Annotated in this window: 21 protein-coding genes and 1 pseudogene; 18 read left to right on the top strand and 4 right to left on the bottom strand. The window is 63.2% G+C overall.

Annotated elements, in window-relative coordinates:
* Both AC07SI_RS07365 and AC07SI_RS07360 read right to left on the bottom strand, forming a co-directional pair.
* Positions 1-294 carry a cell division protein ZapA gene (locus AC07SI_RS07365; RefSeq protein WP_065899998.1) on the bottom strand — a complete coding sequence of 98 codons (294 nt, stop codon included), beginning with the start codon at positions 292-294 and terminating at the stop codon, positions 1-3.
* Entirely contained in the window at positions 291-521 is a 231-nt protein-coding gene (locus AC07SI_RS07360) for a hypothetical protein (RefSeq protein ID WP_012721849.1), read from the bottom strand. The genes AC07SI_RS07365 and AC07SI_RS07360 overlap by 4 nt, the downstream gene beginning before the upstream one ends.
* Positions 522-798: 277 nt before the next feature.
* Here AC07SI_RS07360 and AC07SI_RS07355 point away from each other — a divergent pair.
* The 6 genes and pseudogenes from AC07SI_RS07355 to trxC all read left to right on the top strand — a co-directional run.
* Positions 799-1,521, top strand: a pseudogene (locus AC07SI_RS07355) (MCP four helix bundle domain-containing protein); the annotation flags it as partial.
* Positions 1,522-1,551: 30 nt separating this feature from the next.
* Positions 1,552-2,424, top strand: a complete 873-nt coding sequence (locus tag AC07SI_RS07350) for a methyl-accepting chemotaxis protein (RefSeq protein ID WP_370694346.1) — start codon at positions 1,552-1,554, stop codon at positions 2,422-2,424.
* 240 nt (positions 2,425-2,664) lie between these two features.
* Entirely contained in the window at positions 2,665-4,407 is a 1,743-nt protein-coding gene (locus AC07SI_RS07345; RefSeq protein ID WP_065899995.1) for a potassium/proton antiporter, read from the top strand.
* A 49-nt stretch (positions 4,408-4,456) separates the two neighbouring features.
* Complete coding sequence (gene mscK / locus AC07SI_RS07340) at positions 4,457-7,795, top strand: mechanosensitive channel MscK (RefSeq protein WP_495005448.1); 3,339 nt, start codon at positions 4,457-4,459, stop codon at positions 7,793-7,795.
* 48 nt (positions 7,796-7,843) lie between these two features.
* Positions 7,844-9,307 carry a protein adenylyltransferase SelO gene (gene selO / locus AC07SI_RS07335; RefSeq protein ID WP_495005447.1) on the top strand — a complete coding sequence of 488 codons (1,464 nt, stop codon included), beginning with the start codon at positions 7,844-7,846 and terminating at the stop codon, positions 9,305-9,307.
* Between the two features lie 102 nt (positions 9,308-9,409).
* The gene (gene trxC, locus AC07SI_RS07330) at positions 9,410-9,844 is read left to right on the top strand and encodes a thioredoxin TrxC (RefSeq protein WP_282396684.1); all 435 of its coding nucleotides are present in this window, start codon (positions 9,410-9,412) and stop codon (positions 9,842-9,844) included.
* A 138-nt stretch (positions 9,845-9,982) separates the two neighbouring features.
* Here trxC and AC07SI_RS07325 read toward each other — a convergent pair whose 3' ends face one another.
* Together AC07SI_RS07325 and AC07SI_RS07320 are read right to left on the bottom strand one after the other, a co-directional pair.
* Positions 9,983-10,192: a DUF6124 family protein gene (locus AC07SI_RS07325; protein WP_495005446.1), complete on the bottom strand. Its 210-nt coding sequence runs from the start codon at positions 10,190-10,192 to the stop codon at positions 9,983-9,985.
* A 480-nt stretch (positions 10,193-10,672) separates the two neighbouring features.
* Complete coding sequence (locus AC07SI_RS07320) at positions 10,673-11,443, bottom strand: ParA family protein (protein ID WP_065899988.1); 771 nt, start codon at positions 11,441-11,443, stop codon at positions 10,673-10,675.
* Between the two features lie 336 nt (positions 11,444-11,779).
* On the opposite strand from AC07SI_RS07320, the gene AC07SI_RS07315 reads away from it, so the two are divergent.
* The 12 genes from AC07SI_RS07315 to AC07SI_RS07260 all read left to right on the top strand — a co-directional run bounded on the left by AC07SI_RS07315 (position 11,780) and on the right by AC07SI_RS07260 (position 22,916).
* Complete coding sequence (locus AC07SI_RS07315; protein WP_065899986.1) at positions 11,780-12,499, top strand: beta-ketoacyl synthase chain length factor; 720 nt, start codon at positions 11,780-11,782, stop codon at positions 12,497-12,499.
* Positions 12,475-13,287: a lysophospholipid acyltransferase family protein gene (locus AC07SI_RS07310; protein ID WP_065899984.1), complete on the top strand. Its 813-nt coding sequence runs from the start codon at positions 12,475-12,477 to the stop codon at positions 13,285-13,287. Before AC07SI_RS07315 ends, AC07SI_RS07310 begins: the two co-directional genes overlap by 25 nt.
* On the top strand, positions 13,265-13,534 hold the full coding sequence (locus AC07SI_RS07305) for a phosphopantetheine-binding protein (RefSeq protein WP_065899982.1): 270 nt from the start codon (positions 13,265-13,267) through the stop codon (positions 13,532-13,534). Before AC07SI_RS07310 ends, AC07SI_RS07305 begins: the two co-directional genes overlap by 23 nt.
* Positions 13,535-13,543: 9 nt before the next feature.
* The gene (locus tag AC07SI_RS07300) at positions 13,544-13,798 is read left to right on the top strand and encodes an acyl carrier protein (protein WP_016979215.1); all 255 of its coding nucleotides are present in this window, start codon (positions 13,544-13,546) and stop codon (positions 13,796-13,798) included.
* A complete protein-coding gene (locus AC07SI_RS07295; protein WP_495005445.1) occupies positions 13,795-14,340 on the top strand; it encodes a COG4648 family protein in 546 nt (181 codons plus the stop codon). The genes AC07SI_RS07300 and AC07SI_RS07295 overlap by 4 nt, the downstream gene beginning before the upstream one ends.
* On the top strand, positions 14,337-16,007 hold the full coding sequence (locus AC07SI_RS07290; protein WP_495005444.1) for an ApeI family dehydratase: 1,671 nt from the start codon (positions 14,337-14,339) through the stop codon (positions 16,005-16,007). The genes AC07SI_RS07295 and AC07SI_RS07290 overlap by 4 nt, the downstream gene beginning before the upstream one ends.
* A 314-nt stretch (positions 16,008-16,321) precedes the next feature.
* Complete coding sequence (locus AC07SI_RS07285) at positions 16,322-17,056, top strand: glycosyltransferase family 2 protein (RefSeq protein WP_495005443.1); 735 nt, start codon at positions 16,322-16,324, stop codon at positions 17,054-17,056.
* Positions 17,053-17,988, top strand: a complete 936-nt coding sequence (locus AC07SI_RS07280; RefSeq protein ID WP_495005442.1) for a lysophospholipid acyltransferase family protein — start codon at positions 17,053-17,055, stop codon at positions 17,986-17,988. Before AC07SI_RS07285 ends, AC07SI_RS07280 begins: the two co-directional genes overlap by 4 nt.
* Complete coding sequence (locus AC07SI_RS07275; protein WP_065899973.1) at positions 17,972-19,513, top strand: HAL/PAL/TAL family ammonia-lyase; 1,542 nt, start codon at positions 17,972-17,974, stop codon at positions 19,511-19,513. The genes AC07SI_RS07280 and AC07SI_RS07275 overlap by 17 nt, the downstream gene beginning before the upstream one ends.
* Complete coding sequence (locus AC07SI_RS07270; RefSeq protein WP_065899971.1) at positions 19,506-19,934, top strand: acyl-CoA thioesterase; 429 nt, start codon at positions 19,506-19,508, stop codon at positions 19,932-19,934. Before AC07SI_RS07275 ends, AC07SI_RS07270 begins: the two co-directional genes overlap by 8 nt.
* Positions 19,928-20,611 carry an outer membrane lipoprotein carrier protein LolA gene (locus AC07SI_RS07265; RefSeq protein ID WP_213550316.1) on the top strand — a complete coding sequence of 228 codons (684 nt, stop codon included), beginning with the start codon at positions 19,928-19,930 and terminating at the stop codon, positions 20,609-20,611. The genes AC07SI_RS07270 and AC07SI_RS07265 overlap by 7 nt, the downstream gene beginning before the upstream one ends.
* Positions 20,601-22,916 (top strand): MMPL family transporter, encoded by a 2,316-nt coding sequence (locus AC07SI_RS07260; RefSeq protein WP_495005441.1) that lies wholly within the window; start codon positions 20,601-20,603, stop codon positions 22,914-22,916. The genes AC07SI_RS07265 and AC07SI_RS07260 overlap by 11 nt, the downstream gene beginning before the upstream one ends.
* Positions 22,917-22,935: the final 19 nt, after the last annotated feature.

The raw sequence follows: 22,935 nt of genomic DNA, 5'->3' as shown, positions 1-22,935 counted from the left end.
CTAAGGTTGTCCGATCACCTTGGAAATCACATCGACCGTGGCGCTGACTTGCTCTTGGTAACGGTCGAGTTCCTGCTGGTGAGCCTGCTGCATTTCGATCTGCTCGGCGCACAGGTTAAGCGCCGCCAGCACCAGTAGCTTGTCACCGATCAGGGTCGGGTACTTTTTCTTGGTGGTGGCCAGGGACGCCTTGAGCATGGTCACGGCGTGCATCAGGGTTTTGTCCTCCCCTGCCGGTGCCTTGATCGAGTAATCCTCTCCGAGAATCGAAACGACCTTTATCCCTTCATTCATGCGCTGACAGGCCCTGCGCTCACGCGCTCAACCAACGCCTGGATACGCGCGGCGGTGGCGCCATGCTTTTCTTCCTGTTCCATCAGGTTCAATTGCAGGCTGTCGTTCTCATCCTTGGCGCGAGCCAGTTCGGCCTTGAGGGATTCGTTGCTGCCCAGTAGATCCTGATTCTGCTGTACCAGATCGCTGACCAGTTGTTCCAGTTGGCTGAGGGATGCTTCTAACATTTTGATTTCTCGGGCTTTTTCAAAGGGCGGTGACGATAAAGAAAATTCACCTCGGATGCCAGGGTTATCCCCGGCGCGCAGCCCGTTTTTTAAGGGCCGGGCCACGCTTTCGAGCCTTAGTGACTGCATTTCCCCCATCTGGTTCCTGAATCAGCGCAACCCCTCGTCAGGTGCGACAAAAACGCACAGCGCCCTTTAGACTTTAGTCGTACGTCCGATAGAGAGGGACACCCCGTCTCATGACCGCACGGATCGCGCTTCTCCCCAGGATTTCCGCATGTCGCTTCGTAATATGAATATTGCTCCGAGGGCCTTCCTCGGCTTCGCGCTGATTGGTGCACTGATGTTGTTTCTCGGTGTGTTCGCCCTGAACCAGATGAGCAAAATCCGAGGCGCCACCGAAGACATCACGCTGTCCAGCGTGCCGAGCATTCGCGCCCTGGATGAGTTCACCCAACTCACTTTGCGCCTGCGGGTCCTGTCCTATCGCTTGCTGACCAACCGCGAGCCGGAGGTGCAGCAAAAAACCCTCGAGGCTTTCGAGCTGCGCAACCAGCAGATCCGTACGGCCCAGGCGGTCTACGAGAAGCTGATCGAGAGCAGCGAGGAGCGTTCGACCTACGACGAATACGTGCGCCTGCTCGGCCAGTACCATCAGATCGAAGAGCGCATGAAAAGCCTGTCGCGCGCCAACCAGGTGGACGAGTTGCGCAGCCTGCTCAACACCGAACTGCTGAGCAACTCCGAGCAGGTCAACGCGGTGCTCACGCGCCTGCTGGACCTCAATAACAAGATGGCCCTGGCCACCAACCAGCAAGCCGAAGACCAGTACGATCTGGCCTTTGACCTGGTGGTGGGCCTGCTGGTAATCGCCACCGCGCTGACCCTGCTGTTCGCCTGGCTGCTGACCCGCAGCATCACCTTGCCGATTTCCCAGGCATTGGGCGCCGCTGAAGAAATCGCCGAAGGCAACCTGACGCGGCCGATCAAGATTGACGGCAACGACGAAGCCGGGCGCCTTTTGGCGGCCATGGCCAAGATGCAGGACAAGCTGCGCGACACCCTGCAGCGTATCGCCGGCTCCGCCACCCAGCTGGCATCGGCGGCTGAAGAGCTGAACGCCGTCACCGACGAAAGCGCCCGCGGCCTGACCCAGCAAAACAACGAAATCGAACAGGCCGCCACGGCCGTCAACGAGATGACCAGCGCCGTCGAAGAAGTCGCGCGCAATGCGGTGAGCACCTCCGAAGCCTCGCGCAATGCCACCACTTCCGCCGGCGACGGGCGTGACCTGGTACAGGAAACCGTCAGCGCGATCGAGCGCATGAGCGGCGACGTGCAAGCCACCGCTACCTTGATCGGCGACCTGGCCAATGAGTCCCGGGATATCGGCAAGGTGCTGGACGTGATTCGCGGCCTGGCCGACCAGACCAACCTGCTTGCCCTCAACGCCGCCATTGAAGCCGCGCGTGCCGGGGAAGCCGGCCGTGGCTTTGCCGTGGTTGCCGATGAAGTGCGCGCCCTGGCCCACCGTACCCAGCAGTCCACCAGCGAGATCGAGCGGATGATCGGCAGCATCCAGGCCGGCACCGAGCACGCGGTGGACTCGATGCGCAACAGCACCGAACGTGCGGAATCGACACTCAACATCGCCAAGGGCGCGGGGATGTCGCTGGACACCATCAACACCGCCATCGTGGAGATCAACGAGCGCAACCTGGTGATCGCCAGCGCGGCGGAAGAGCAGGCGCAAGTGGCGCGGGAAGTGGACCGTAACCTGGTGAACATCCGTGATTTGTCGGTGCAATCCGCCACCGGCGCCAGCCAGACAAGTGCGGCGAGCAGTGAGCTGTCGCGCCTGGCGGTGGATTTGAATGGGATGGTGGGGCGGTTCAGGCTCTGAACCAAAGCCCTCTTGGCAGCGCTGATCCCTTGTGGGAGCTGGCTTGCCTGCGATGCAGGCACCTCGGTGAATCAGGCTCACCGAGGCGATGCTATCGCAGGCAAGCCAGCTCCCACATTTGATCTTCATCGCGCCACAAAACCTTTTTGACAGCGCAGCAATTCAACAGGTTAGAATCGCTGGCACGCAGACTGCATGGTCAGTTTGCGCCCCGTCTTGTTTACTCATGGAGTACTGCCTTTGAATGCGACGACCATCAACAGCCTGTTCTTGATCGGCGCGTTGCTGGTGGGTGCAAGCATTCTGGTGAGTTCCCTTTCGTCCCGCCTGGGCATCCCGATCCTGGTGATCATCCTGGCCGTGGGCATGGTCGCCGGCGTCGATGGCGGCGGCATCATTTTCGATAACTACCCGACCGCCTACCTGGTGGGCAACCTCGCGCTGGCCGTGATCCTGCTGGACGGCGGCCTGCGTACACGGGTCGCAAGTTTTCGCGTGGCGTTGTGGCCGGCGTTGTCGCTGGCCACGGTCGGGGTGCTGATCACCACCGGCCTCACCGGCATGGCCGCGGCCTGGCTGTTTGACCTCAATATCATCCAAGGCCTGTTGATCGGCGCCATCGTCGGTTCCACGGACGCCGCGGCAGTGTTCTCGCTGCTGGGCGGCAAGGGCCTGAACGAGCGGGTCACCGCCAGCCTGGAAATCGAGTCCGGCAGCAACGACCCGATGGCGGTGTTCCTCACCGTCACCCTGATCGACATGCTTGCCAGCGGCCAGACCGGCCTGCACTGGAGCCTGCTGACGCACCTGGTGCGCGAGTTCGGCATCGGCGGCATCGTCGGCCTGGGCGGCGGCTGGCTGATGCTGCAGATGGTCAACCGCATCAACCTGGCGACGGGCTTGTATCCGATCCTGGTGATCGCCGGCGGCCTGGTGGTGTTCGCCCTGACCAACGCCCTGCACGGCAGCGGCTTCCTCGCCGTGTACCTGTGCGGCCTGGTGATCGGCAACCGCCCGGTGCGCAGCCGTCATGGCATTTTGCATATGCTCGACGGCATGGCCTGGCTCGCCCAGATCGGCATGTTTTTGGTGCTGGGCCTGCTGGTCACGCCCCACGACTTGCTGCCGATCGCGCTGCCGGCCCTGGGCCTGGCGCTGTGGATGATCCTGTTCGCGCGGCCGCTGTCGGTGATGGTCGGCCTGCTGCCGTTCAAGGCGTTCCATGGCCGCGAAAAAGCCTTCATCGCCTGGGTCGGCCTGCGTGGCGCGGTACCGATCATCCTGGCGGTGTTCCCGCTGATGGCCGGCCTGCCGCATGCGCAGCTGTACTTCAACCTCGCCTTCTTTATCGTGCTGGTGTCATTGCTGGTGCAGGGCACCAGCCTGCCGTGGGTGGCCAAGCTGCTGAAAGTGACGGTACCGCCGGACCCTGCGCCCATCTCGCGCGCTGCCCTGGAAGTGCACGTCACCAGCGAGTGGGAGCTGTTCGTCTACCGCCTGGGCGCGGAAAAATGGTGCATCGGCGCAGCCCTGCGCGAGCTGAAAATGCCCGAAGGCACGCGGATCGCCGCGCTGTTCCGTGGCCAGCAACTGCTCCATCCGTCGGGTAGTACGGTGCTGGAAGTCGACGACCTGCTCTGTGTGATCGGCCACGAACACAACCTGCCAGCCCTGGGCAAACTGTTCAGCCAGGCACCGCAACGCGGCCTGGACCTGCGCTTCTTCGGCGACTTCGTGCTTGAAGGCGACGCCCAGCTGGGCGCGGTTTCCGCCCTGTACGGCCTCAAGCTCGAAGGCATCGACCCGGACATGCCCCTCAGCCGCTTCATCACCCAGAAAGTCGGCGGCGCGCCGGTGGTGGGCGACCAGGTGGAATGGAACAACACCATCTGGACCGTCGCGGTCATGGACGGGAACAAGATCGGCAAAGTCGGCGTCAGATTCCCCGAAGGAAGTCGCCCGGGTCCCGGACTCTTCCTCTAAACTGCGGGGCGACAACGCCCCGATTCTTCACCTTGCTCGACCGGTCTCTATGCCAATCCTGCGCACTTTTCTCGCCACTACCCTGCTGGGCCTGACCCTTTGTGTCGGCAGCGTACACGCCGCCGATCCGCCCAGCGCCGACGCCATCCAGCAATCCCTGGACAAGCTGCCCGACCGCAAGCTGCCCGACGCCGACATGAAGGCGTTGCAGTCGATCCTGCAGCAGACCCTGAATTACCTGGGCAACAAGCAGGATTACGAGCAGCGCCTCATCGACCTCAAGCGCCAGCTGGAGGACGCCCCGCGCCAGACCACCGACAACCAGCGTGAGCTGACCCGGCTCAAGGCCACCAAGGTCATCCCGGTCGCCCAGCGCTACGCCAGCCTGCCGGTGCCACAGCTGGAACAACTGCTGGTGCAGCGCACCACCCAGCAAGGTGACCTGCAAAAAGAACTGGCCGACGCCAACAGCCTGACCATTGCCGCCCAGACCCGCCCCGAGCGCGCCCAGACCGAAATCAGCAACAGCCAGACGCGCATCCAGCAGATCAATGCGATCCTCAAGGCCGGCAAGGACAATGGCAAAACCATCAGCGGCGACCAGCGCAACCAACTGAACGCCGAACTCGCCGCCCTGAATGCGCTGATCCCTTTGCGTCGCCAGGAACTGGCCGGCAACAGCCAACTGCAAGACCTGGGCAATAGCCAGCACGATCTGGTGGTGGAGAAAACCGCGCGCCTGGAGCAGGAAATCCAGGACCTGCAAACCCTGATCAACCAGAAACGCCTGGCCCAGTCCCAGCAGACGGTAACCCAGCAGTCCATCGAGGCGCAGAAGGCCGGCGGCAGCAGCCTGCTGGCCACCGAGAGCGCGGCCAACCTGAAACTGTCCGACTACCTGCTCAAAAGCACCGACCGCCTCAACGACCTGACTCAGAAAAACCTGCAGACCAAGCAGCAACTGGACACCGTGACCCAGAGCGATTCGGCGCTGGACGAGCAGATCAACGTGCTCAAGGGCAGCCTGCTGCTCTCCAAGATTCTCTACAAACAGAAGCAGGCATTGCCGCGCCTGACGGTGGACCGCGACCTGGCCGATGACATCGCCAACATTCGCCTGTACCAGTTCGAGGTCAACCAGCAGCGCGAGCTGATCAGCTCCCCGAGCACCTACGTCGACAACCTGCTGGCCAACCAGCCACCGGAAGACGTCACGCCACAATTGCGTCGCACCCTGCTGGAGCTGGCGATCACCCGCAGCGACCTGCTGGAGCGCCTGAGCCGTGAGCTGAGCGCGCTGCTGAACGAATCCATCACCCTGCAACTGAACCAGAAACAACTGCTCAGCACCGCCACCACCCTGCGCGCGACGCTGGATGAGCAAATGTTCTGGATCCCCAGCAACAAGCCGCTGGACACCGAGTGGCTGGAAACCGTGCCGGCGCACCTGAGCAAGCAAGTCACCACCCTGCCCTGGGCTTCCAGCGTCAGCGAGTTGTACGACGGCCTGACCCAGCGCCCGCTGCTGTTCCTGCCGCTGCTGCTGTTGATCGGCGCGCTGTTGTGGCGCCGCAAAGCCCTGTACCAGCGCCTGAACAAGGTCCACCTGGACATCGGTCACTTCAAGCGCGACAGCCAGTGGCACACGCCGCAGGCCATCCTGATCAATATCCTGCTGGCGATGCCGGTAGCCCTGGGCCTGGCGCTGTGCGGGTATGCGCTGCAGATTGACGCCCGTGGGCAAAACGCCAACCTCGGCGCGGCCTTGCTGCAGATCGCCCAGGCGTGGCTGGTGTTCTACACCGCCTACCGCATCCTCGCGCCGGGTGGCGTGGCCGAGTTGCACTTCCGTTGGGAGAAACCCCAGGTCGAATTCCTCCAGGGCTGGGTGCGCAAGCTCGGGCTGGTGGTGCTGGCCCTGGTGGCGGTGGTGGCAATTGCCGAGCATCAACCGGCGGCATTGGCCGACGACGTGCTGGGCATCGGCGTGGTGCTGCTGTGCTACGCACTGATGGCCTGGCTGCTGGGGCGCCTGTTGCTGAACAGCCCGACGCATGAAAAAGCCTCGCTGTTTCGCAAAGCCGTGGGCCTGCTGTTCACCGCCCTGCCCATCGCGCTGTTTATCGCGGTGCTGTTCGGCTACTACTACACCGCGCTCAAACTCAGCGACCGGCTGATCAACACCCTGTACCTGTTGATGTTCTGGTTGGTGATCGAAGCCACGTTCGTACGCGGCCTGGGTGTCGCCGCGCGGCGCCTGGCTTACGCACGCGCCCTGGCCAAACGCCAGGCTGCCAAGGAAGCCGGCGATGGCGAGGCAGTGATCGAAGAGCCGACGCTGGACATCGAGCAGGTCAACGAACAATCCATGCGCCTGATCCGCCTGGCCTTGCTCGGCGGCTTTATCGCGGCGCTGTATTGGGTCTGGAAAGACCTGATCACCGTGTTCTCCTACCTCGACAACGTCACGCTCTACGAATACACCAGCGGCACCGGCGCTAATATCAGCATGGTGCCGATCAGCATTGGCGACCTGCTGGGGGCGTCGATCATTGTCGGCATCACCTTCGCCCTCGCGCGCAACCTGCCCGGCTTGCTGGAAGTGCTGGTGCTGTCCAAGCTGGACCTGGCCCAGGGCAGCGCGTACGCGACCACCACCTTGCTGTCCTATGTGATCGCCGGCGTCGGTTTTGTCTCGACCCTGTCGACCCTCGGCGTGAGCTGGGACAAGTTGCAATGGCTGGTCGCGGCGCTGTCGGTGGGATTGGGCTTCGGGATGCAGGAGATCTTCGCCAACTTCATCTCCGGCATCATGATCCTGTTCGAACGCCCGGTGCGGATCGGCGACACCATCACCATCGGCAACCTGTCGGGCACAGTGAGCAAGATCCGCATCCGCGCCACCACCATCACCGATTTCGACCGCAAGGACATCATTGTCCCGAACAAGACCTTCATCACCGGGCAACTGATCAACTGGTCACTGACCGACACCATCACCCGCGTCACGCTCAAGCTTGGCGTGGACTACGGCTCCGACCTGGACCGCGTGAAGGAACTCCTGCTCAAGGCCGCCCGCGAGAATCCGCGAGTGCTCAAGGAGCCGGAGCCACACGTGTACTTCCTCAACTTCGGCGAAAGCACCCTCGACCACGAACTGCGCATGCACGTGCGCGACCTGGGCGACCGCAACCCGGTGATCGACGAAGTGAACCGCTTTATCAACCGCGAGTTCAAGAAAGAGCACATCAACATTTCGTTCCGCCAGATGGAGGTCTACCTGAAGAACCTCCACGGCCAGGAATACAAACTGGTCGAAGTCGACACCCCGGCCAAACCCGCCAACGACGGCGGCGTGCAAGAACCGCCGCCGGGTAAACTCGACTAAACGCCCTATCCCCAGCAGAATGCTCGGACATTCTGCTGGAGATGGCCGGTGAAAGCCCTCGACGAACTGACCTTCGACAACCGCTTCGCACGCCTGGGCGACGCGTTCTCAACCCACGTCCTGCCTGAACCCCTCGATGCGCCGCGCCTTGTGGTGGCGAGCGAGGCCGCCATGGCCTTGCTCGACCTCGACCCGGCCGTGGCTGAAACGCCGGTGTTCGCCGAGCTGTTTGGCGGCCACAAGCTGTGGGCCGAGGCGGAACCGCGGGCGATGGTCTATTCCGGGCATCAGTTCGGTGGCTACACGCCACAATTGGGCGATGGCCGGGGGCTGCTGCTGGGCGAGGTGTACAACCAGGCCGGCGAGCACTGGGACCTGCACCTCAAGGGCGCCGGCATGACGCCGTACTCGCGCATGGGCGATGGGCGCGCGGTGCTGCGTTCGTCGATTCGGGAGTTCCTGGCCTCAGAAGCGCTGCACGCGCTGGGCATTCCCAGCAGCCGGGCCCTCTGCGTGATCGGCTCCGATACCCCGGTGTGGCGTGAGAAACAGGAGCGCGGCGCAATGGTGCTGCGCCTGGCCCACAGCCATATCCGCTTCGGCCATTTCGAATATTTCTACTACACCAAAAAGCCCGAACAGCAGGCGCAATTGGCCGAGCACGTGCTCAACCTGCACTACCCCGAGTGCCGCGAGCAGCCTGAGCCGTACCTGGCGATGTTCCGCGAGATCGTCGAGCGCAATGCCGAAATGATCGCCAAATGGCAGGCCTACGGCTTCTGCCACGGCGTGATGAACACCGACAACATGTCGATCCTCGGCATCACCTTCGACTTCGGGCCGTTTGCGTTTCTCGACGACTTTGACGCGCACTTCATCTGCAACCACTCGGACCATGAAGGGCGCTATTCCTTCAGCAACCAGGTGCCGATCGGCCAATGGAACCTCAGCGCCCTGGCGCAGGCGCTGACGCCGTTCATCAGCGTCGATGCCTTGAAGGAAGCGCTGGGCCTGTACCTGCCGCTGTATCAGGCCCACTACCTGGACCTGATGCGCCGCCGCCTGGGGCTGACCACCGCCGAGGACGATGATCAGGCGCTGGTCGAGCGCTTATTGAAGCTGATGCAGAACAGCGGCGTGGATTACACCCTGTTCTTCCGTCGCCTGGGCGATGAACCAGCGGCACTGGCCGTGACCCGCTTGCGTGATGATTTTGTCGACCTGGCCGGTTTCGACGCCTGGGCCGAACGCTACACAGCCCGCGTTGCAAGGGACGGGGAATACACTGAAGAACAGCGACGCGCGCGCATGCATGCGGTCAACCCGCTGTACATCCTGCGCAACTACCTCGCACAAAACGCCATCACCGCCGCCGAGTCCGGCGACTACAGCGAAGTGCGGCGGCTGCACGAGGTGCTTTCCAAGCCGTTCGAGGAGCAAGCGGGTATGGAACAATACGCGCAGCGCCCGCCGGATTGGGGCAAGCATTTGGAAATCAGTTGTTCGTCGTAGGCGCTACTATTGTAGTGAGCGGGCGTGTCCCGCTCACTACAACCTTGATAACTATCTGCCCCGGCTCCACATAGAACCTATTGGTCATTCCAGGAGCCCACCATGTCCGAACCTCTCGTAATCCCGTGCCCCCATTGCAACGGCCTCAACCGCATCCCCGGCGAACGCCTGGGCGATGCGCCAAAATGCGGGCGCTGCAAGCAGCCGGTTTTGCTGAACACGCCGTTCGAGCTGAAACAAGGTGACTACGCCAGTCAGATCAAAGGTGATTTGCCGTTGCTGGTGGATGTCTGGGCTGAATGGTGCGGGCCGTGCAAGTCATTTGCGCCGGTGTTTGAGCAGGCGGCTGGGCAGCTGGAAGGCAAGTGCCGATTGGCGAAGCTGGACAGCGAGGCCAATCAGCAACTGTCAGCGCAGTTGGGGATTCGCTCGATCCCGAGTTTGATTCTGTTCAAGAACGGCCGCGAAGTAGCGCGCCAGAGCGGGGCGTTTCCGTTGCAGCAGTTGATGGCGTGGTTACGCAGCCAGGGCGTATAACTCCCCCCTGAGAACAACACCTATCAAATGTGGGAGCTGGCTTGCTCGCGAATGCGCAGTGTCAGTCTATGCATAGGCTGAATGACACACCGCATTCGCGAGCAAGCCCGCTCCCACATTTTTTGACCGCGTTTAACCTCAGGCCAGCGGGGCTTCGCGGTCCATGATCTGACCGACCAGCAGTACGCCCAGCTCACTCAACTGGTGGATGGCCAGGGCCAGGTCGCGGTGTTCGCCGGTGAGGTCGTTGGATAAGTTGAGTAACAGGGTGCGCACGGAAGAGAAGGTTTCGTAGCTGTTTAGCACGAGGGTTTCGGTGGGGAGGTTGGGTGTGACGGTAAATAGCATGCTTTTCGTTCTCTGATAGGACCATCACCTACTCGCTACTAAACGAGGGCGGCAGCTGTACGCAGGTTAGTAGACCGGGAACGAAAGCAAAAACCGGCGCACCCGAAGGTGCCCTGCGCACAGCTGCCATGATGATGGAGCAGCGCACATGCTTTCGTCTGATTGGGCTACTAAACCCGGTCACTGAACATTCAGCGACCGGCGAACCTTAAGAGACACCCCTCCAGACGCACAAGCCGGCGGATTCTGACTTACCTGTAGGCAACGATACAAGGCAGAACCCCAATTGCCAGACCTGTCCTACAGCCTCTGTGGGACAAATCCAAATCTTCGTGCCGGAACGCAAAACAAAATGTGGGAGCTGGCTTGCCTGCGATGCAGGCGATTCGGTCTGCCTGATACACCGAGGCGATGCCATCGCAGGCAAGCCAGCTCCCACACTGATTGCATTTCACATTAAGGTCAGCGTTGCCTGTCAGATCAGGCGTTTTCCAGCAGGTTATGCAGCTCCACAAATTGCTGCGTCAGCTTGTGCCGTGGGTCCAGGTGGATCAGCGGCTTGCTCTCCTGGTGCGACTCACGCATGCGTACCGAACTGGCCAGGTAAACCGGCAGCACCGGCAGGCCTTCGGCGATCAACTCGTCGAGCATCTGCTGCGGCAAGCTCGCCCGCGCCTGGAACTGATTGACCACGATACCTTCCACTTCCAGGCCTTCGTTGTGGTCTTCCTTCAATTCTTCGATTTCCGCCAGCAGGCCATACAAGGCCTGGCGCGAGAAGCTGTCGCAATCGAAGGGAATAAGCACACGATCGGCGGCAATTAGCGCCGAAACCGCGTAGAAATTCAGAGCCGGCGGGGTGTCCAGGTAGATCCGGTCGTAATCTTCGCTCAATTCGTCCAGCAGCTTTCGCAGCTTGTTGATCTTGTGCTTGGCCTCAAGCTTGGGCTGCAGGTCCGCCAGTTCAGCAGTCGCGGTGATGACGTGCAGGTTGTCGAATGGCGTTTCGTAGATATCGACCTGGTTTTTCTTGGAAAACGGCCCGGATGACAGGGTTTGCTTGAAAAAATCCGCGATCCCCATGGGGATATCATCGCCCGTCAGCCCGGTGAGGTACTGGGTTGAGTTGGCTTGTGCATCGAGGTCCACCAACAGGGTTCGATAGCCTTCACTGGCGCTGACCGCCGCCAGGTTGCAGGCGATGCTGGACTTGCCAACGCCGCCTTTCTGATTGAACACCACACGCCGCATGGAAAAACCTCCGTGTATCAATGAATGTCCGAGTGTAGAGGGCAAAAGCGCCTGTTAGCTACCTCGTTCATCCATGCACTGCTGCATTAAAGTCGGCATGTAGTACGTCACACACGAAGAATCAGGAAGGGTCCGACAACCAAGCCGACCTTCGGTAACCGACAATATGTAAATCTCCTCCACTAATTTGTAATCAGCCGTGCACAAATCTTTACCAAAGTTTGCTAGAACCCCACGGCAACGGGATAATGCGCGCCATTCGGCTACTGCTCCCTGTCCCGGTATTCGGGGCCAACGGCCGCACATGGAAGCCCGCAGGGGCGGGATATCTTCTCAGTGATCACTTTCAACATCGCCCAATGGCGCGCCTGGGCCCCTGGCCTGGAGAGCGCGGACGACTGGCACGCCTGGTGCCGGAATCCGGTGTTGCTGCCCGAAAGCGAAGCCTGCCCCGACGTGTCATTCCTGCCGGCCATGCAGCGCCGGCGCCTGAGCCGCCTGGCGCGCATGGCCTTCAGCGTGGGCTGGCCACTGGCCGAAGGCCTGCAGGACTTGCCCCTGGTGTTTATTTCCCGGCACGGCGAGACCCCCCGCACCCTCGATATCCTCACTGACCTGGCCAACGACCAGCCACTGTCGCCGACCCAGTTCAGCCTGTCGGTGCATAACGCGGTGATTGGCCTGTGGTCGATCCTGCGTAATGAAACCAGCGAAATGACCGCCCTGGCAGCCGCCGGTGATGGCCTGGAGCACGGCATGCTCGAAGCCGCCGCGCTGCTCAACGAGGGCGCCTCGGCGGTCTTGCTGGTGATCACCGAAGAACAGCCGCCCGAGGCCTACGCCAGTTGGATCCACGACGTGCCTTTTCCCTACGCCCTCGGCCTGCTGCTGACGCCCGGCGACGAGTGGCAGTTGGAACTCAGCCCCGGCACTGTCCAACCCACTCAAACCCAGTGGCCTCACGCCCTGAACCTGCTGCGCACCCTGCTCACCGACCAGGTCGCCTGCCAACATGCCTGGAAGAACCGCGTATGGAACTGGCAACGCAAGCCTTGACCGACAAACCCCGGGACGCCTACTACTGGCGCCTGATCGCCACCGCAGCCAGCTTCGTGCTGTTCGGTTTCGGCGGGCTGTGCCTGCGTTTGCTGGTGTTCCCCCTGCTCAGCTGCCTGCCGGGCGACGCCACCCAACACCGGCGCCGCGCCCGTCACACCATCAGCTGGCTGTTCTGGTTCTTTATCCGCCTGATGCAACGCGCCGGGGTGCTGACCTTCAGTGTCGAAGGCGCGGAAAAGCTCGGCCGCCCGGGCCAGATGATCATCGCCAACCACCCGTCGCTGATCGATGTGGTGTTCCTGATCGGCCTGGTGCGCCAGGCCAACTGTGTGGTCAAGCAGAGCCTGTGGCAAAACCCGTTCACCCGGGGACCGGTGCGCGACGCGGGTTATATCAGCAACGACGGCAGCGCCGAGATGCTCGATGCCGCCGCCGGCGCGCTGCAGGCCGGGCAAACCCTGATCATCTTTCCGGAAGGCACCCGCACCACACCCGGCGCGGCGCCTGCCTTTCATCGCGGGGGCGCCGCCATTGCGCTGCGCGGTGCGACAATCATCACCCCCGTGGTGATCAAGGTCAGCCCCACCACCCTGACCAAGGCCGAACCCTGGTATCGCATCCCAAAATGCCGCGTGCACTTCAGTTTGCGGGTGGGTGCCGATATAGAACCACAGGCCTTCGCGGCATTGGGGCCTGCGCCCCAGGCTTCACGCAAGCTCAACGATTACCTGCACCACTATTTTATTAAGGAGCTCGCCGAAGATGAGCGACCAACACCGCCTTGAGCACGACATAAAGACGCTGATCATCGAGGCCCTGGGCCTGGAAGACATCAGCGCCGACGACATCGGCAGCGAACAAACCCTGTTCGGCGAAGGCCTGGGCCTGGATTCGGTCGACGCCCTGGAATTGGGCCTGGCGATCCAGAAAAAGTACGGTATCAAAATCGATGCCGACGCCAAGGACACCCGCAATCACTTCACCAACGTGGCGAGCCTCGCGGCGTTCGTCACGGCCAGACAGGCAGCTTGAGACCGGACCATGCAAACTCGTGACGATATTTTCAACACCCTGCGCGATGCCTTGGTGGAACTGTTTGAACTGCCGCCTGAGCGCGTCACTCTCGACGCCAACCTGTATCAGGACCTGGAAATCGACAGCATCGACGCCGTCGACCTGATCGACCATATCAAGCGCCAGACCGGCAAGAAGATCGCTGCCGAAGAATTCAAGGCCGTGCGTACCGTCAACGACGTGGTAGAGGCGGTGTACCGTCTGGTCACGCCGGCCGCATGAGCCGGCTGATCGGCCTTGGCCTGTTGCTGGCGGGGCTGCTGTACCCCTTTGCGGTGTATTACGGCACCGAGCACTTCGCGCCGTGGCAATTCGGCCTGCTGCTCGGCAGTTTGTGGCTGTTGCGCGCGTTGACCGGTCCGCGGCGCCCCGGCAGCCGCTGGATGGCGGTGGCCGTGATCGTGTTCTGCCTGTTGCTGGCCTGGTTCGACAACCCGCACCTGCTGCGCTGGTACCCGAGCATGGTCAGCGCGTTCATGCTCGCGCTGTTCGGCCTGAGCCTGAAATATGGCCCGCCGATGGTCGAGCGCCTGGCGCGCATGACCGACCCGCAGCTGCCCCCCCACGCGATTGTGTATACGCGCCAGGTCACCGTGGTGTGGAGTGTGTTTTTTCTGTGTAATGGCCTGCTCGCCGCCGCGCTCACCCTGTGGGCGCCGCTGAGTTGGTGGACGTTGTACAACGGCCTGATCGCCTACGGGCTGATGGGGCTGTTGTTTGCCGTGGAATGGCTGGTACGACAAAGGGTTCGAGGCCGCGTATGAAAGGGTTGAAACTTGAGCACCTGTTGCTCGAGCCGCTGCAACAGCGTTTGGTCACCACCGAACCTGCAATGAATCACGCTGAACTGTGGGAACACGCCCTGAGCCTGGCCGCAGGCCTGCAGGCGCGTGGCATCCAGCGCCTGGCCGTGCACCTGGAAGACGCCGGCGTATTGGCGATTGCCCTGCTGGGCGCCTGGCGTGCCGGGGTCAGCGTGCTGCTGCCCGCCGACCTGCAACCCCAGACCCGCCAACGCTGGGACGAGGCCGTCGACGCCTGGCTGGTGGACGCTGCCGACCTCGACGCGCTGTATCAGTCGCCCTTGAGCCCTGCAGTCCTCGACCTGGACGCCTGCCAACTGAGCCTGTGCACCTCAGGCTCCAGCGGCGAGCCCAAGCGCATCGACAAGACCCTGCGTCAGTTGGCCAATGAAGTCCAGGCGCTGGAAGCCTTGTGGGGCGCGGACGTGAAAGACGCGTGCATCATCGGCAGCGTTGCCACCCAGCATATCTACGGCTTGCTGTTCCGTGTGCTGTGGCCGCTGTGCGCCGGTCGCACTTTTGTGCGCAGGCAACTGGCATTCCCCGAAGACCTGCAGCGCGCCAGCCGCGAGCACCCGCACTTTGCCTGGGTCGCCAGCCCGGCGCTGCTCAAGCGCATGGGCGACAACCTCGACTGGCCGGCACTGAGCCAGGTGGCGAGGGTGTTCTCGTCCGGCGGCGCCTTGTCCCTCGAGGCGGCCACCCGTCTTTACGAGCGCCTGCAGCAATGGCCGACGGAAATCCTCGGCAGCTCCGAGACCGGCGGCATCGCCTGGCGCCAGGGCGCGCAACCCTGGCAGCCATTCGCCGACGTGCAACTGAGCCAGGACGCCGACGGCGCGCTGCGTATCGCCTCGCCTTACCTGCCCGCCGGGCATATTGAACAGACTGCCGACGCTGCCCGGATCCATCCAGATGGCCGTTTCGAGCTGCTGGGTCGCCTGGACCGCATCGTCAAGCTGGAAGAAAAACGCATCTCGCTGCCGATGCTCGAACAGGCGCTGATGGCCCACGCCTGGGTCGCCGAAACCCGCCTGGGCGTGGTACAGGAAAATCGCGCGTCCCTCGGCGCGTTGGTGGTGTTGAGCGCCGAAGGCCTGCACGCCCTGCGCAACCAGGGCCGGCGCACCGTCACCCAAACCCTGCGCCAGCACCTCAGCCAGCATTGCGAAGCCCTGGCCCTGCCGCGGCGCTGGCGCCTGCTGCGCCAATTGCCGCTGAACAGCCAGGGCAAGCTCCCGCAGGCCGACGTCGAAGCACTGCTGCTGGCGCCACGGCCAAAAGCCCCGGAAGTGCTGGAGCAGGTCGAAGCGGATGGTGAATGGACCCTGCAACTGAGTGTGCCGCCGGACCTGGCTTACTTCAGCGGCCACTTCCCGGTCACCCCGGTGCTGCCCGGTGTGGTGCAGGTGGAATGGGCCTTCAACCTCGGCCAGCAACTGCTGGACCTGCCGACGACCTTTGCCGGCATGGAAGTGCTCAAGTTCCAGCAACTGGTACGCCCGGGCGATCGCATCGAACTGCACCTGCGCTTTGATGCAGAGCGCGCCAAGCTGTACTTCGCCTACCGCAATGGCGTCGCAGCCTGTTCCAGTGGCCGGATAGTGCTGGAGGCGCAAAATGCATAATCTCTTGTGGCAAACAGGTTCGTCGTGGCAAGCAGGCTGTTTGTGGCAAGCAGGCTTGTTGTGGCGAGCGGGCTTGTTGTGGCGAGCGGGCTTGCCCCGCGTGGGGCTGCGAAGCAGCCCCAAAACCAGCCAACTCGGTATGCCTGGAAGACCGCGTCGACCTTATTGGGGCCGCTTCGCAGCCCAACGCGGGGCAAGCCCGCTCACCACAACAAGCCCGCTAGCCAAAAGGAGCTTGCTGACCATAGGGAGCGTGCTCACCACAGAAAACCCATTCACCGCAGGAAGCACGCTACCCGCCGATTGGGTGAGCCATGCATAACCCCTGCGCCCTGATCCCGGTCTACAACCATGAAGCCGCCGTGCCGGCCGTAGTCCGCAGCCTGTTGGACAGCGGCCTGCCGTGCCTGTTGGTCGACGACGGCAGCAGTCCGGCCTGCGCGGCGGTGTTGGCAGAGCTGGCACGCCTCGAAAACGTCACCCTGCTGACCCTGCCGAACAACCAGGGCAAAGGCGGCGCGGTCATGGCCGGTTTCCGCGAAGCCGCACGCCTGGGCTTCAGCCATGCCCTGCAAGTGGATGCCGACGGCCAGCACGACTTGCGTGAAGTCGAGACGTTTATCGACACCTCGCGCCGGCACCCTGACGCGGTCATCTGCGGCTATCCCGAATACGACGACAGCGTGCCCAAGGGCCGCCTGTACGCGCGCTACCTGACCCACGTGTGGGTGTGGATCAACACCCTGTCGCTGCAGATCCGCGACTCGATGTGCGGCTTTCGCGTGTACCCGCTGGCGCCGACGCTGGCGCTGATGGACTCGGCCTATATCGGCACGCGCATGGACTTCGACTCCGACATCCTGGTGCGCCTGGCCTGGCGCAACCAGCCGATGCGTTGGCTGCCGACGCAGGTGCATTACCCCACCGACGGCCTGTCGCACTTTCGTTTGTTCCGCGACAACGTGCGCATCTCGGCCATGCACACCCGGTTGTTCTTCGGCATGTTGGTACGCGCGCCGATGATCCTGTGGCGACGGTGGCAGGCATGAGCGACAGCAGCAAACACTGGGCCGACCGCGAAGAACGCGGCAGCTTCTGGCTGATGAAACTCACGGCCGTCGCCGCCAAGGTGCTCGGCCGCCGCCTGCTGAGCCCGGTGCTGTACGGCATCGTGCTGTACTTCTTCCTGTTCGGCCGCACCGCGCGCCAGAGCGCCTGGCAATACCAGCAACGCCTGGCCGAGTGGAGCGGACGCGATGAACTGCGCCCGACCCATAAAAAGGTCTTCGGCCAATTCATGGCCTTTGCCGACTCGCTGCTGGACAAGCTCGACGTGTGGAACGGCAAGCTGCGTATCGAGCAGATCGAAATCAACGACCCGGCGCAACTGCGCGGGCAACTGCGTAGCGGGCGCGGGCAGATGCTGGTGGGCGCGCACCTGGGCAACCTTGAAGTGTGCCGCGCGCTGGCGGAAATCGGCGAGCAGGTCACCATGAACGTGCTGGTGCACACCAAGCACGCCGAGCGTTTCAACCGTCTGCTGGGCGAAGCCGGCGCGACCCACTTGCGCCTGATCCAGGTCAGCGAGCTGGACCCGGCCACCATGCTGTTGCTCAGCCAGCGCCTGGACGACGGTGAGTGGCTGGCCATCGCTGGCGACCGCGTGCCGCTGCATGGCGGGCGCACGGTACGGGTGGATTTCCTCGGCCACGACGCCGCCTTTCCCCAAGGCCCGTGGTTGCTGGCCGGCCTGCTGAAATGCCCGGTCAACCTGCTGATGTGCCTGAAACACCAGGGCCGCTATCACCTGACCATCGAGCCGTTCGCGCAGTTGATCGAATGGAAACGCAGCACCCGCGAGCAGGTCATCGCCCTGTGGACCGCGCGCTATGCCGCACGCCTGGGCCAGTTCTGCCTGGAAGCGCCCCAACAATGGTTTAACTTTTACCCTTTCTGGAAGACCGATGACGACGCATCTTGAGCCGGTAACCTTTGGCGAACGCCCCCTGCGCATCGAAGACGTGCTGGCCCTGGCCAACCGTCAGGTGCCCACACATTTGCAGGATGACGCCGCCTATCGCCAGCGCATCGCCAAGGGCGCGCAGTTCTTAGACTCGCTGCTGGACAAGGAAGGCGTGATCTACGGCGTGACCACCGGCTACGGCGACTCCTGCGTGGTGGCGGTGCCATTGCACCACGTCGAGGCGCTGCCGCGTCACCTGTACACTTTTCACGGCTGTGGCCTGGGCAAATTGCTCGACGCCCAAGCCACCCGCGCCGTGCTGGCGGCGCGCTTGCAGTCGCTGTGCCATGGGGTTTCCGGGGTGCGCGTGGAACTGCTCGAGCGCCTGCATGCGTTCCTCGAACACGATGTGCTGCCGCTGATTCCGGAAGAAGGCTCAGTCGGCGCCAGTGGTGACCTGACCCCACTGTCCTACGTGGCCGCGACCCTGTCCGGCGAGCGCGAGGTCATGTTCCGTGGCGAGCGGCGCCAGGCTGCCGATGTGCATCGCGAACTGGGTTGGGACCCGTTGGTGCTGCGTCCCAAGGAGGCCCTGGCGCTGATGAATGGCACCGCCGTGATGACCGGCCTCGCCTGCCTGGCCTTCGCCCGGGCCGACTACCTGCTGCAACTTGCGACGCGCATCACCGCGCTGAACGTGGTGGCGCTGCAAGGCAACCCGGAGCACTTCGACGAGCGCCTGTTTGCCGCCAAGCCGCACCCGGGGCAGATGCAAGTCGCCGCCTGGCTGCGCAAGGACCTGGCCATCGATGCACCGACCGCGCCGCTGCATCGCCTGCAGGATCGCTACTCGCTGCGCTGCGCCCCGCATGTGCTCGGGGTGTTGGCCGACAGCCTGAACTGGCTGCGCTCGTTTATCGAGATCGAACTGAACAGCGCCAACGACAACCCGATCATCGACGCCGAGGAAGAGCGCGTGCTGCACGGCGGGCACTTCTACGGCGGGCATATCGCCTTTGCCATGGACAGCCTCAAGACCCTGGTGGCCAACGTCGCCGACCTCCTCGACCGCCAGCTCGCGCTGTTGGTAGACGTGCGCTACAACCATGGCCTGCCGAGCAACCTGTCCGGCGCGCCGGCCGAGCGCGCGATGATCAACCACGGCTTCAAGGCGGTGCAGATCGGCACCAGCGCCTGGACCGCCGAGGCGCTGAAAAACACCATGCCGGCCAGCGTGTTCTCGCGCTCCACCGAGTGCCATAACCAGGACAAGGTGAGCATGGGCACCATCGCTGCGCGCGATGCGATCCGTGTGCTGGAGCTGACCGAACAGGTCGCCGCTGCCACCCTGCTCGCCGCCAACCAGGGCGTGTGGCTGCGTGCCCAGGCCGAGGATGCGCGGCCTTTGCCGCCAGCCTTGGCCGCCATGCATGCAGCACTCGCCAAGGACTTCCCGCCGGTCATCGAGGACCGTGCCCTCGAAGGCGAGCTGCGCCTGTGCCTCAAGCGCATTGCCGAGCAACACTGGAGGCTGCATGCGTAGTCAGGGCGTGCTGCACAGCGACAGCGAAATCCTGGTGCCGTTTTTCGACATCGACACCATGAACGTGGTGTGGCACGGGCACTACGTCAAATACCTGGAAGTGGCGCGTTGCGCGCTGCTGGACAAGATCGGCCATAACTACACGGCGATGCTCGAATCCGGCTACGCCTGGCCGGTGATCGATATGCAGCTGCGCTACGTGCGCGGCGCGACCTTTGGACAGACCATCAATGTGCGCGCGAGCCTGGTGGAATGGGAGAACCGCTTGAAGGTCAATTACCTGATCACCGACCTTGCCAGCGGCGAGCGCCTGACCCGTGCCAGCACCGTGCAAGTCGCCGTTGAAATCGCCAGCCGTGAGATGCAGCTGGCCTCACCCAGAATATTCACCGACGCCGTCGAAAGGGCCCTCAAATGCTGACCCCTGTGGGAGCGGGCTTGCCCGCGAAGGACGTTAACGATAATGCGATCCGCCTGACACTGCGCAGCGCCCTCAGGTTTTTCGCGAGCAAGCTTGCTCCTACAGGGCTCGGGTTGTTGCTGAGCCTGAGTGCCCATGCTTTCGACTTGCAACAACTCAGCGCTCAACTGGCAAAACCCTCGGTGATCCACGGCAGCTTCATCCAGGAAAAACACCTGCGCGCCCTGCCGCAGCCGCTGGTGAGCAAAGGCACCTTTGTGCTCGCCAAGGACCACGGCCTGCTGTGGCTGCTGAAAACCCCGCTGCAACAGGACTACCGCATCAGCGCCCAGGGCATCGCCCGGCGTGATGCCAACGGCTGGCAACTGCTGCCGAACAAGAGCGCCGGCGCCGAGCAGAACCGCCTGTTCCTCGCCGTGCTGCAGGGCGACAGCAGCGGCTTGCAACGCGACTTCGAGCTGCAGTTGCAAGGCGAAGCCCGGCAATGGAAGCTGACGCTGATCCCACGCTCGCTGCTGTTAAAACAAGTATTCACCCAGATCAATATCGACGGCGGCGATCTGGTGCAAACCATCGAGCTGCTGGAAACCCAGGGCGACAGCACCGTGCTGCGCATGCAGGACAGCACCGCCAGCCAGCCGTTGAGCGATGCGGAGCAACACGACTTTGCCCAGTGAACGCTTGCTGCCCCGCCTGTTCCTGATCCTGCTGGTGGCCGTGCTGGCCCTGGCCGGCTGGCAGTGGCGCCACGGCGCCCCGCTGTCGGCCAACCTGATGGAACTGGTGCCGGGCAACACGCCGGACGCCCTGGAACTGCAGGCCGAACAGCGCATGCAGGAGCCGCTGAACCGCGAGATGCTGGTGCTGGTGGGCCATGCTGATCGGCAGACAGCCGTTGCAGTCGCGCAGCAACTGGGCGAGCAGTGGCAGGCCAGCGGCCTATTCGAAAAAGTGCAATGGAACCTGCAAGCCGACTTGCCCGCGCTGCGCGAGCAACTGCTGCGCGGTCGGCTGGCGATGCTCTCGGCCAAAGACCGCGCGCAACTGATCGAACAGCCCGGCGCGTTTATCCAGCAGCGTGTACAGGCGCTGTTCGACCCCTTCACCGGCTTCAGCCTGGTGCCGAGCCAGGACGACTGGCTGGGCCTGACCGGGCGTATCCAGAACAGCCAGCCGCAACACGGTTCGGTGCAACTGGATATCGGCAGCGGCGCGTTGATCGCCGATGCCGACGGCAAAAGCTGGGTGCTGCTGCGTGCGCGCACCACCGGTAATGCCTTTGACATGAAACTGCCGCTGCAAGTGGCAGCGCTGCTCCAGGCCAGTCGCGCACAGGCCAGCGGGCAAGGCGCGCAATTGCTCGCGGCCAGCGGCCTGCTCTACGCGGCCAACGGTCAGCAGCAGGCCACACGGGAAATCACCTGGGTCGGCGGCGGCGCGACCGTCGGTATTCTGTTGCTGCTGTTGCTGGCGTTCCGCCGTTGGCGCGTGCTGCTGGCCTTTGTGCCGGTGCTGGTGGGCATGCTGTTTGGCGCGGTGGCCTGTGTGGCGCTGTTCGGCCATATGCATGTGATGACCCTGGTACTGGGCTCCAGCCTGATCGGCGTGGCGGTGGATTACCCGCTGCATTACTTGTCCAAGAGCTGGAGCATGAACCCCTGGCGCAGCTGGCCGGCGTTGCGGCTCACCCTGCCGGGGCTGAGCCTCAGCCTCGCCACCAGTTGCATAGGCTACCTGGCGCTGGCCTGGACGCCGTTCCCGGCACTGACCCAGATCGCCGTGTTCTCCGCCGCCGGGCTGATCGGCGCTTACCTGTCGGCCGTGTGCCTGTTGCCCGCGCTGCTCAAGGGTGTGGAATTGCGCCCGGCGCAATGGCCGCTGCGCATCGCCGAATGCCTGTGGCTGGTGCGGGCTTCCTTGCTCAAGCGGGTGCCGAGCCCGGTGTTGCTGGCAATGGTGCTGCTGTTCTGCGCAGGTGGCCTGTGGCACCTGAACAGCAAGAACGATATCCGCCAATGGATCGGTGCACCGCCGCAATTGCTGCAAGAGGCGCAGGCCGTCGCGCGGATTACCGGGTTCCAGCCCACCAGCCAGTTTTTCCTGGTACGCGCGGACGACCAGCAGCAGTTGCTGGAACGCCAGGCCGCCCTGAGCCAGCGCCTGGATCAACTGGTGAACATGGACAAGCTCCAGGGGTACCTGGCGCTCAACCAACTGGTCAACCTGCCGGCCGAGCAGCAACAACTGCGCGACGCCTTGAACCAACTCCCACAACATTGGCAGCCACTGCTGGACCTCGGTGTGCCTGCCACGGCCCTGCAAGCCGAAGTCGCGCAGTTGCAAGCGTTGCCCACCGAAGACATCGACGCCGCGCTCGTCGGCCCCCTGGCCGAGCCTTGGCGCACGTTGTGGCTTGGCCAGGTCGACGGCGGCGGCGTGGCGGCGATGGTCAGCCTGCAAGGCTTGAACAACCCGGCGCTGCTGCGGGTGCAAGCGCTGGATCTGCCGGGTGTGCAACTGGTGGATCGCCTGGGCGACTTGAACCGCGTGTTTGCCGATACGCAGATCAGCGCGGCCGAATTGAAGTTGATGTCCTGCGTGCTGATCGTGCTGCTGCTGATCCTGCCATTCGGCTTTGCCGGCGCACTGCGTATCGTCGCCCTGCCCTTGCTGGCGGCGCTGTGCAGCCTGGCCAGCCTGGGTTGGCTGGGCCAGCCGCTGACCCTGTTCAGCCTGTTCGGCCTGCTGCTGGTCACGGCCATCAGCGTCGACTACGCGATTTTGATGCGCGAACAGATCGGCGGCCCGGCCGTCAGCCTTTTAGGCACGCTGCTGGCAGCGCTGACGACCTGGTTGTCGTTCGGCCTGCTGGCGGTGTCGAGTACCCCGGCGGTGAGTAATTTCGGCCTGTCGGTCAGCCTGGGCCTGGCGTTCAGCTTTATGCTGGCGCCTTGGGCGGGCCACCAGAAGCACGCCTCATGAATGTGATTATCGCCAATGC

The sequence above is a fragment of the Pseudomonas sp. GW821-FHT05D12 genome (assembly GCF_059419825.1).
Note: the sequence above shows the minus strand (reverse complement) of the source record. Positions and strands in the feature narration are given on the sequence as shown.

What these genes read in the sequence shown, in the direction of transcription:
- AC07SI_RS07365 (WP_065899998.1), bottom strand. Translation starts at nt 294, where the DNA reads ATGAATGAAGGGATAAAGGTCGTTTCGATTCTCGGAGAGGATTACTCG.
- AC07SI_RS07360 (WP_012721849.1), bottom strand. Translation starts at nt 521, where the DNA reads ATGTTAGAAGCATCCCTCAGCCAACTGGAACAACTGGTCAGCGATCTG.
- AC07SI_RS07350 (WP_370694346.1), top strand. Translation starts at nt 1,552, where the DNA reads ATGGCCAAGATGCAGGACAAGCTGCGCGACACCCTGCAGCGTATCGCC.
- mscK (WP_495005448.1), top strand. Translation starts at nt 4,457, where the DNA reads ATGCCAATCCTGCGCACTTTTCTCGCCACTACCCTGCTGGGCCTGACC.
- trxC (WP_282396684.1), top strand. Translation starts at nt 9,410, where the DNA reads ATGTCCGAACCTCTCGTAATCCCGTGCCCCCATTGCAACGGCCTCAAC.
- AC07SI_RS07325 (WP_495005446.1), bottom strand. Translation starts at nt 10,192, where the DNA reads ATGCTATTTACCGTCACACCCAACCTCCCCACCGAAACCCTCGTGCTA.
- AC07SI_RS07320 (WP_065899988.1), bottom strand. Translation starts at nt 11,443, where the DNA reads ATGCGGCGTGTGGTGTTCAATCAGAAAGGCGGCGTTGGCAAGTCCAGC.
- AC07SI_RS07310 (WP_065899984.1), top strand. Translation starts at nt 12,475, where the DNA reads ATGGAACTGGCAACGCAAGCCTTGACCGACAAACCCCGGGACGCCTAC.
- AC07SI_RS07305 (WP_065899982.1), top strand. Translation starts at nt 13,265, where the DNA reads ATGAGCGACCAACACCGCCTTGAGCACGACATAAAGACGCTGATCATC.
- AC07SI_RS07300 (WP_016979215.1), top strand. Translation starts at nt 13,544, where the DNA reads ATGCAAACTCGTGACGATATTTTCAACACCCTGCGCGATGCCTTGGTG.
- AC07SI_RS07295 (WP_495005445.1), top strand. Translation starts at nt 13,795, where the DNA reads ATGAGCCGGCTGATCGGCCTTGGCCTGTTGCTGGCGGGGCTGCTGTAC.
- AC07SI_RS07290 (WP_495005444.1), top strand. Translation starts at nt 14,337, where the DNA reads ATGAAAGGGTTGAAACTTGAGCACCTGTTGCTCGAGCCGCTGCAACAG.
- AC07SI_RS07285 (WP_495005443.1), top strand. Translation starts at nt 16,322, where the DNA reads ATGCATAACCCCTGCGCCCTGATCCCGGTCTACAACCATGAAGCCGCC.
- AC07SI_RS07280 (WP_495005442.1), top strand. Translation starts at nt 17,053, where the DNA reads ATGAGCGACAGCAGCAAACACTGGGCCGACCGCGAAGAACGCGGCAGC.
- AC07SI_RS07275 (WP_065899973.1), top strand. Translation starts at nt 17,972, where the DNA reads ATGACGACGCATCTTGAGCCGGTAACCTTTGGCGAACGCCCCCTGCGC.
- AC07SI_RS07270 (WP_065899971.1), top strand. Translation starts at nt 19,506, where the DNA reads ATGCGTAGTCAGGGCGTGCTGCACAGCGACAGCGAAATCCTGGTGCCG.
- AC07SI_RS07265 (WP_213550316.1), top strand. Translation starts at nt 19,928, where the DNA reads ATGCTGACCCCTGTGGGAGCGGGCTTGCCCGCGAAGGACGTTAACGAT.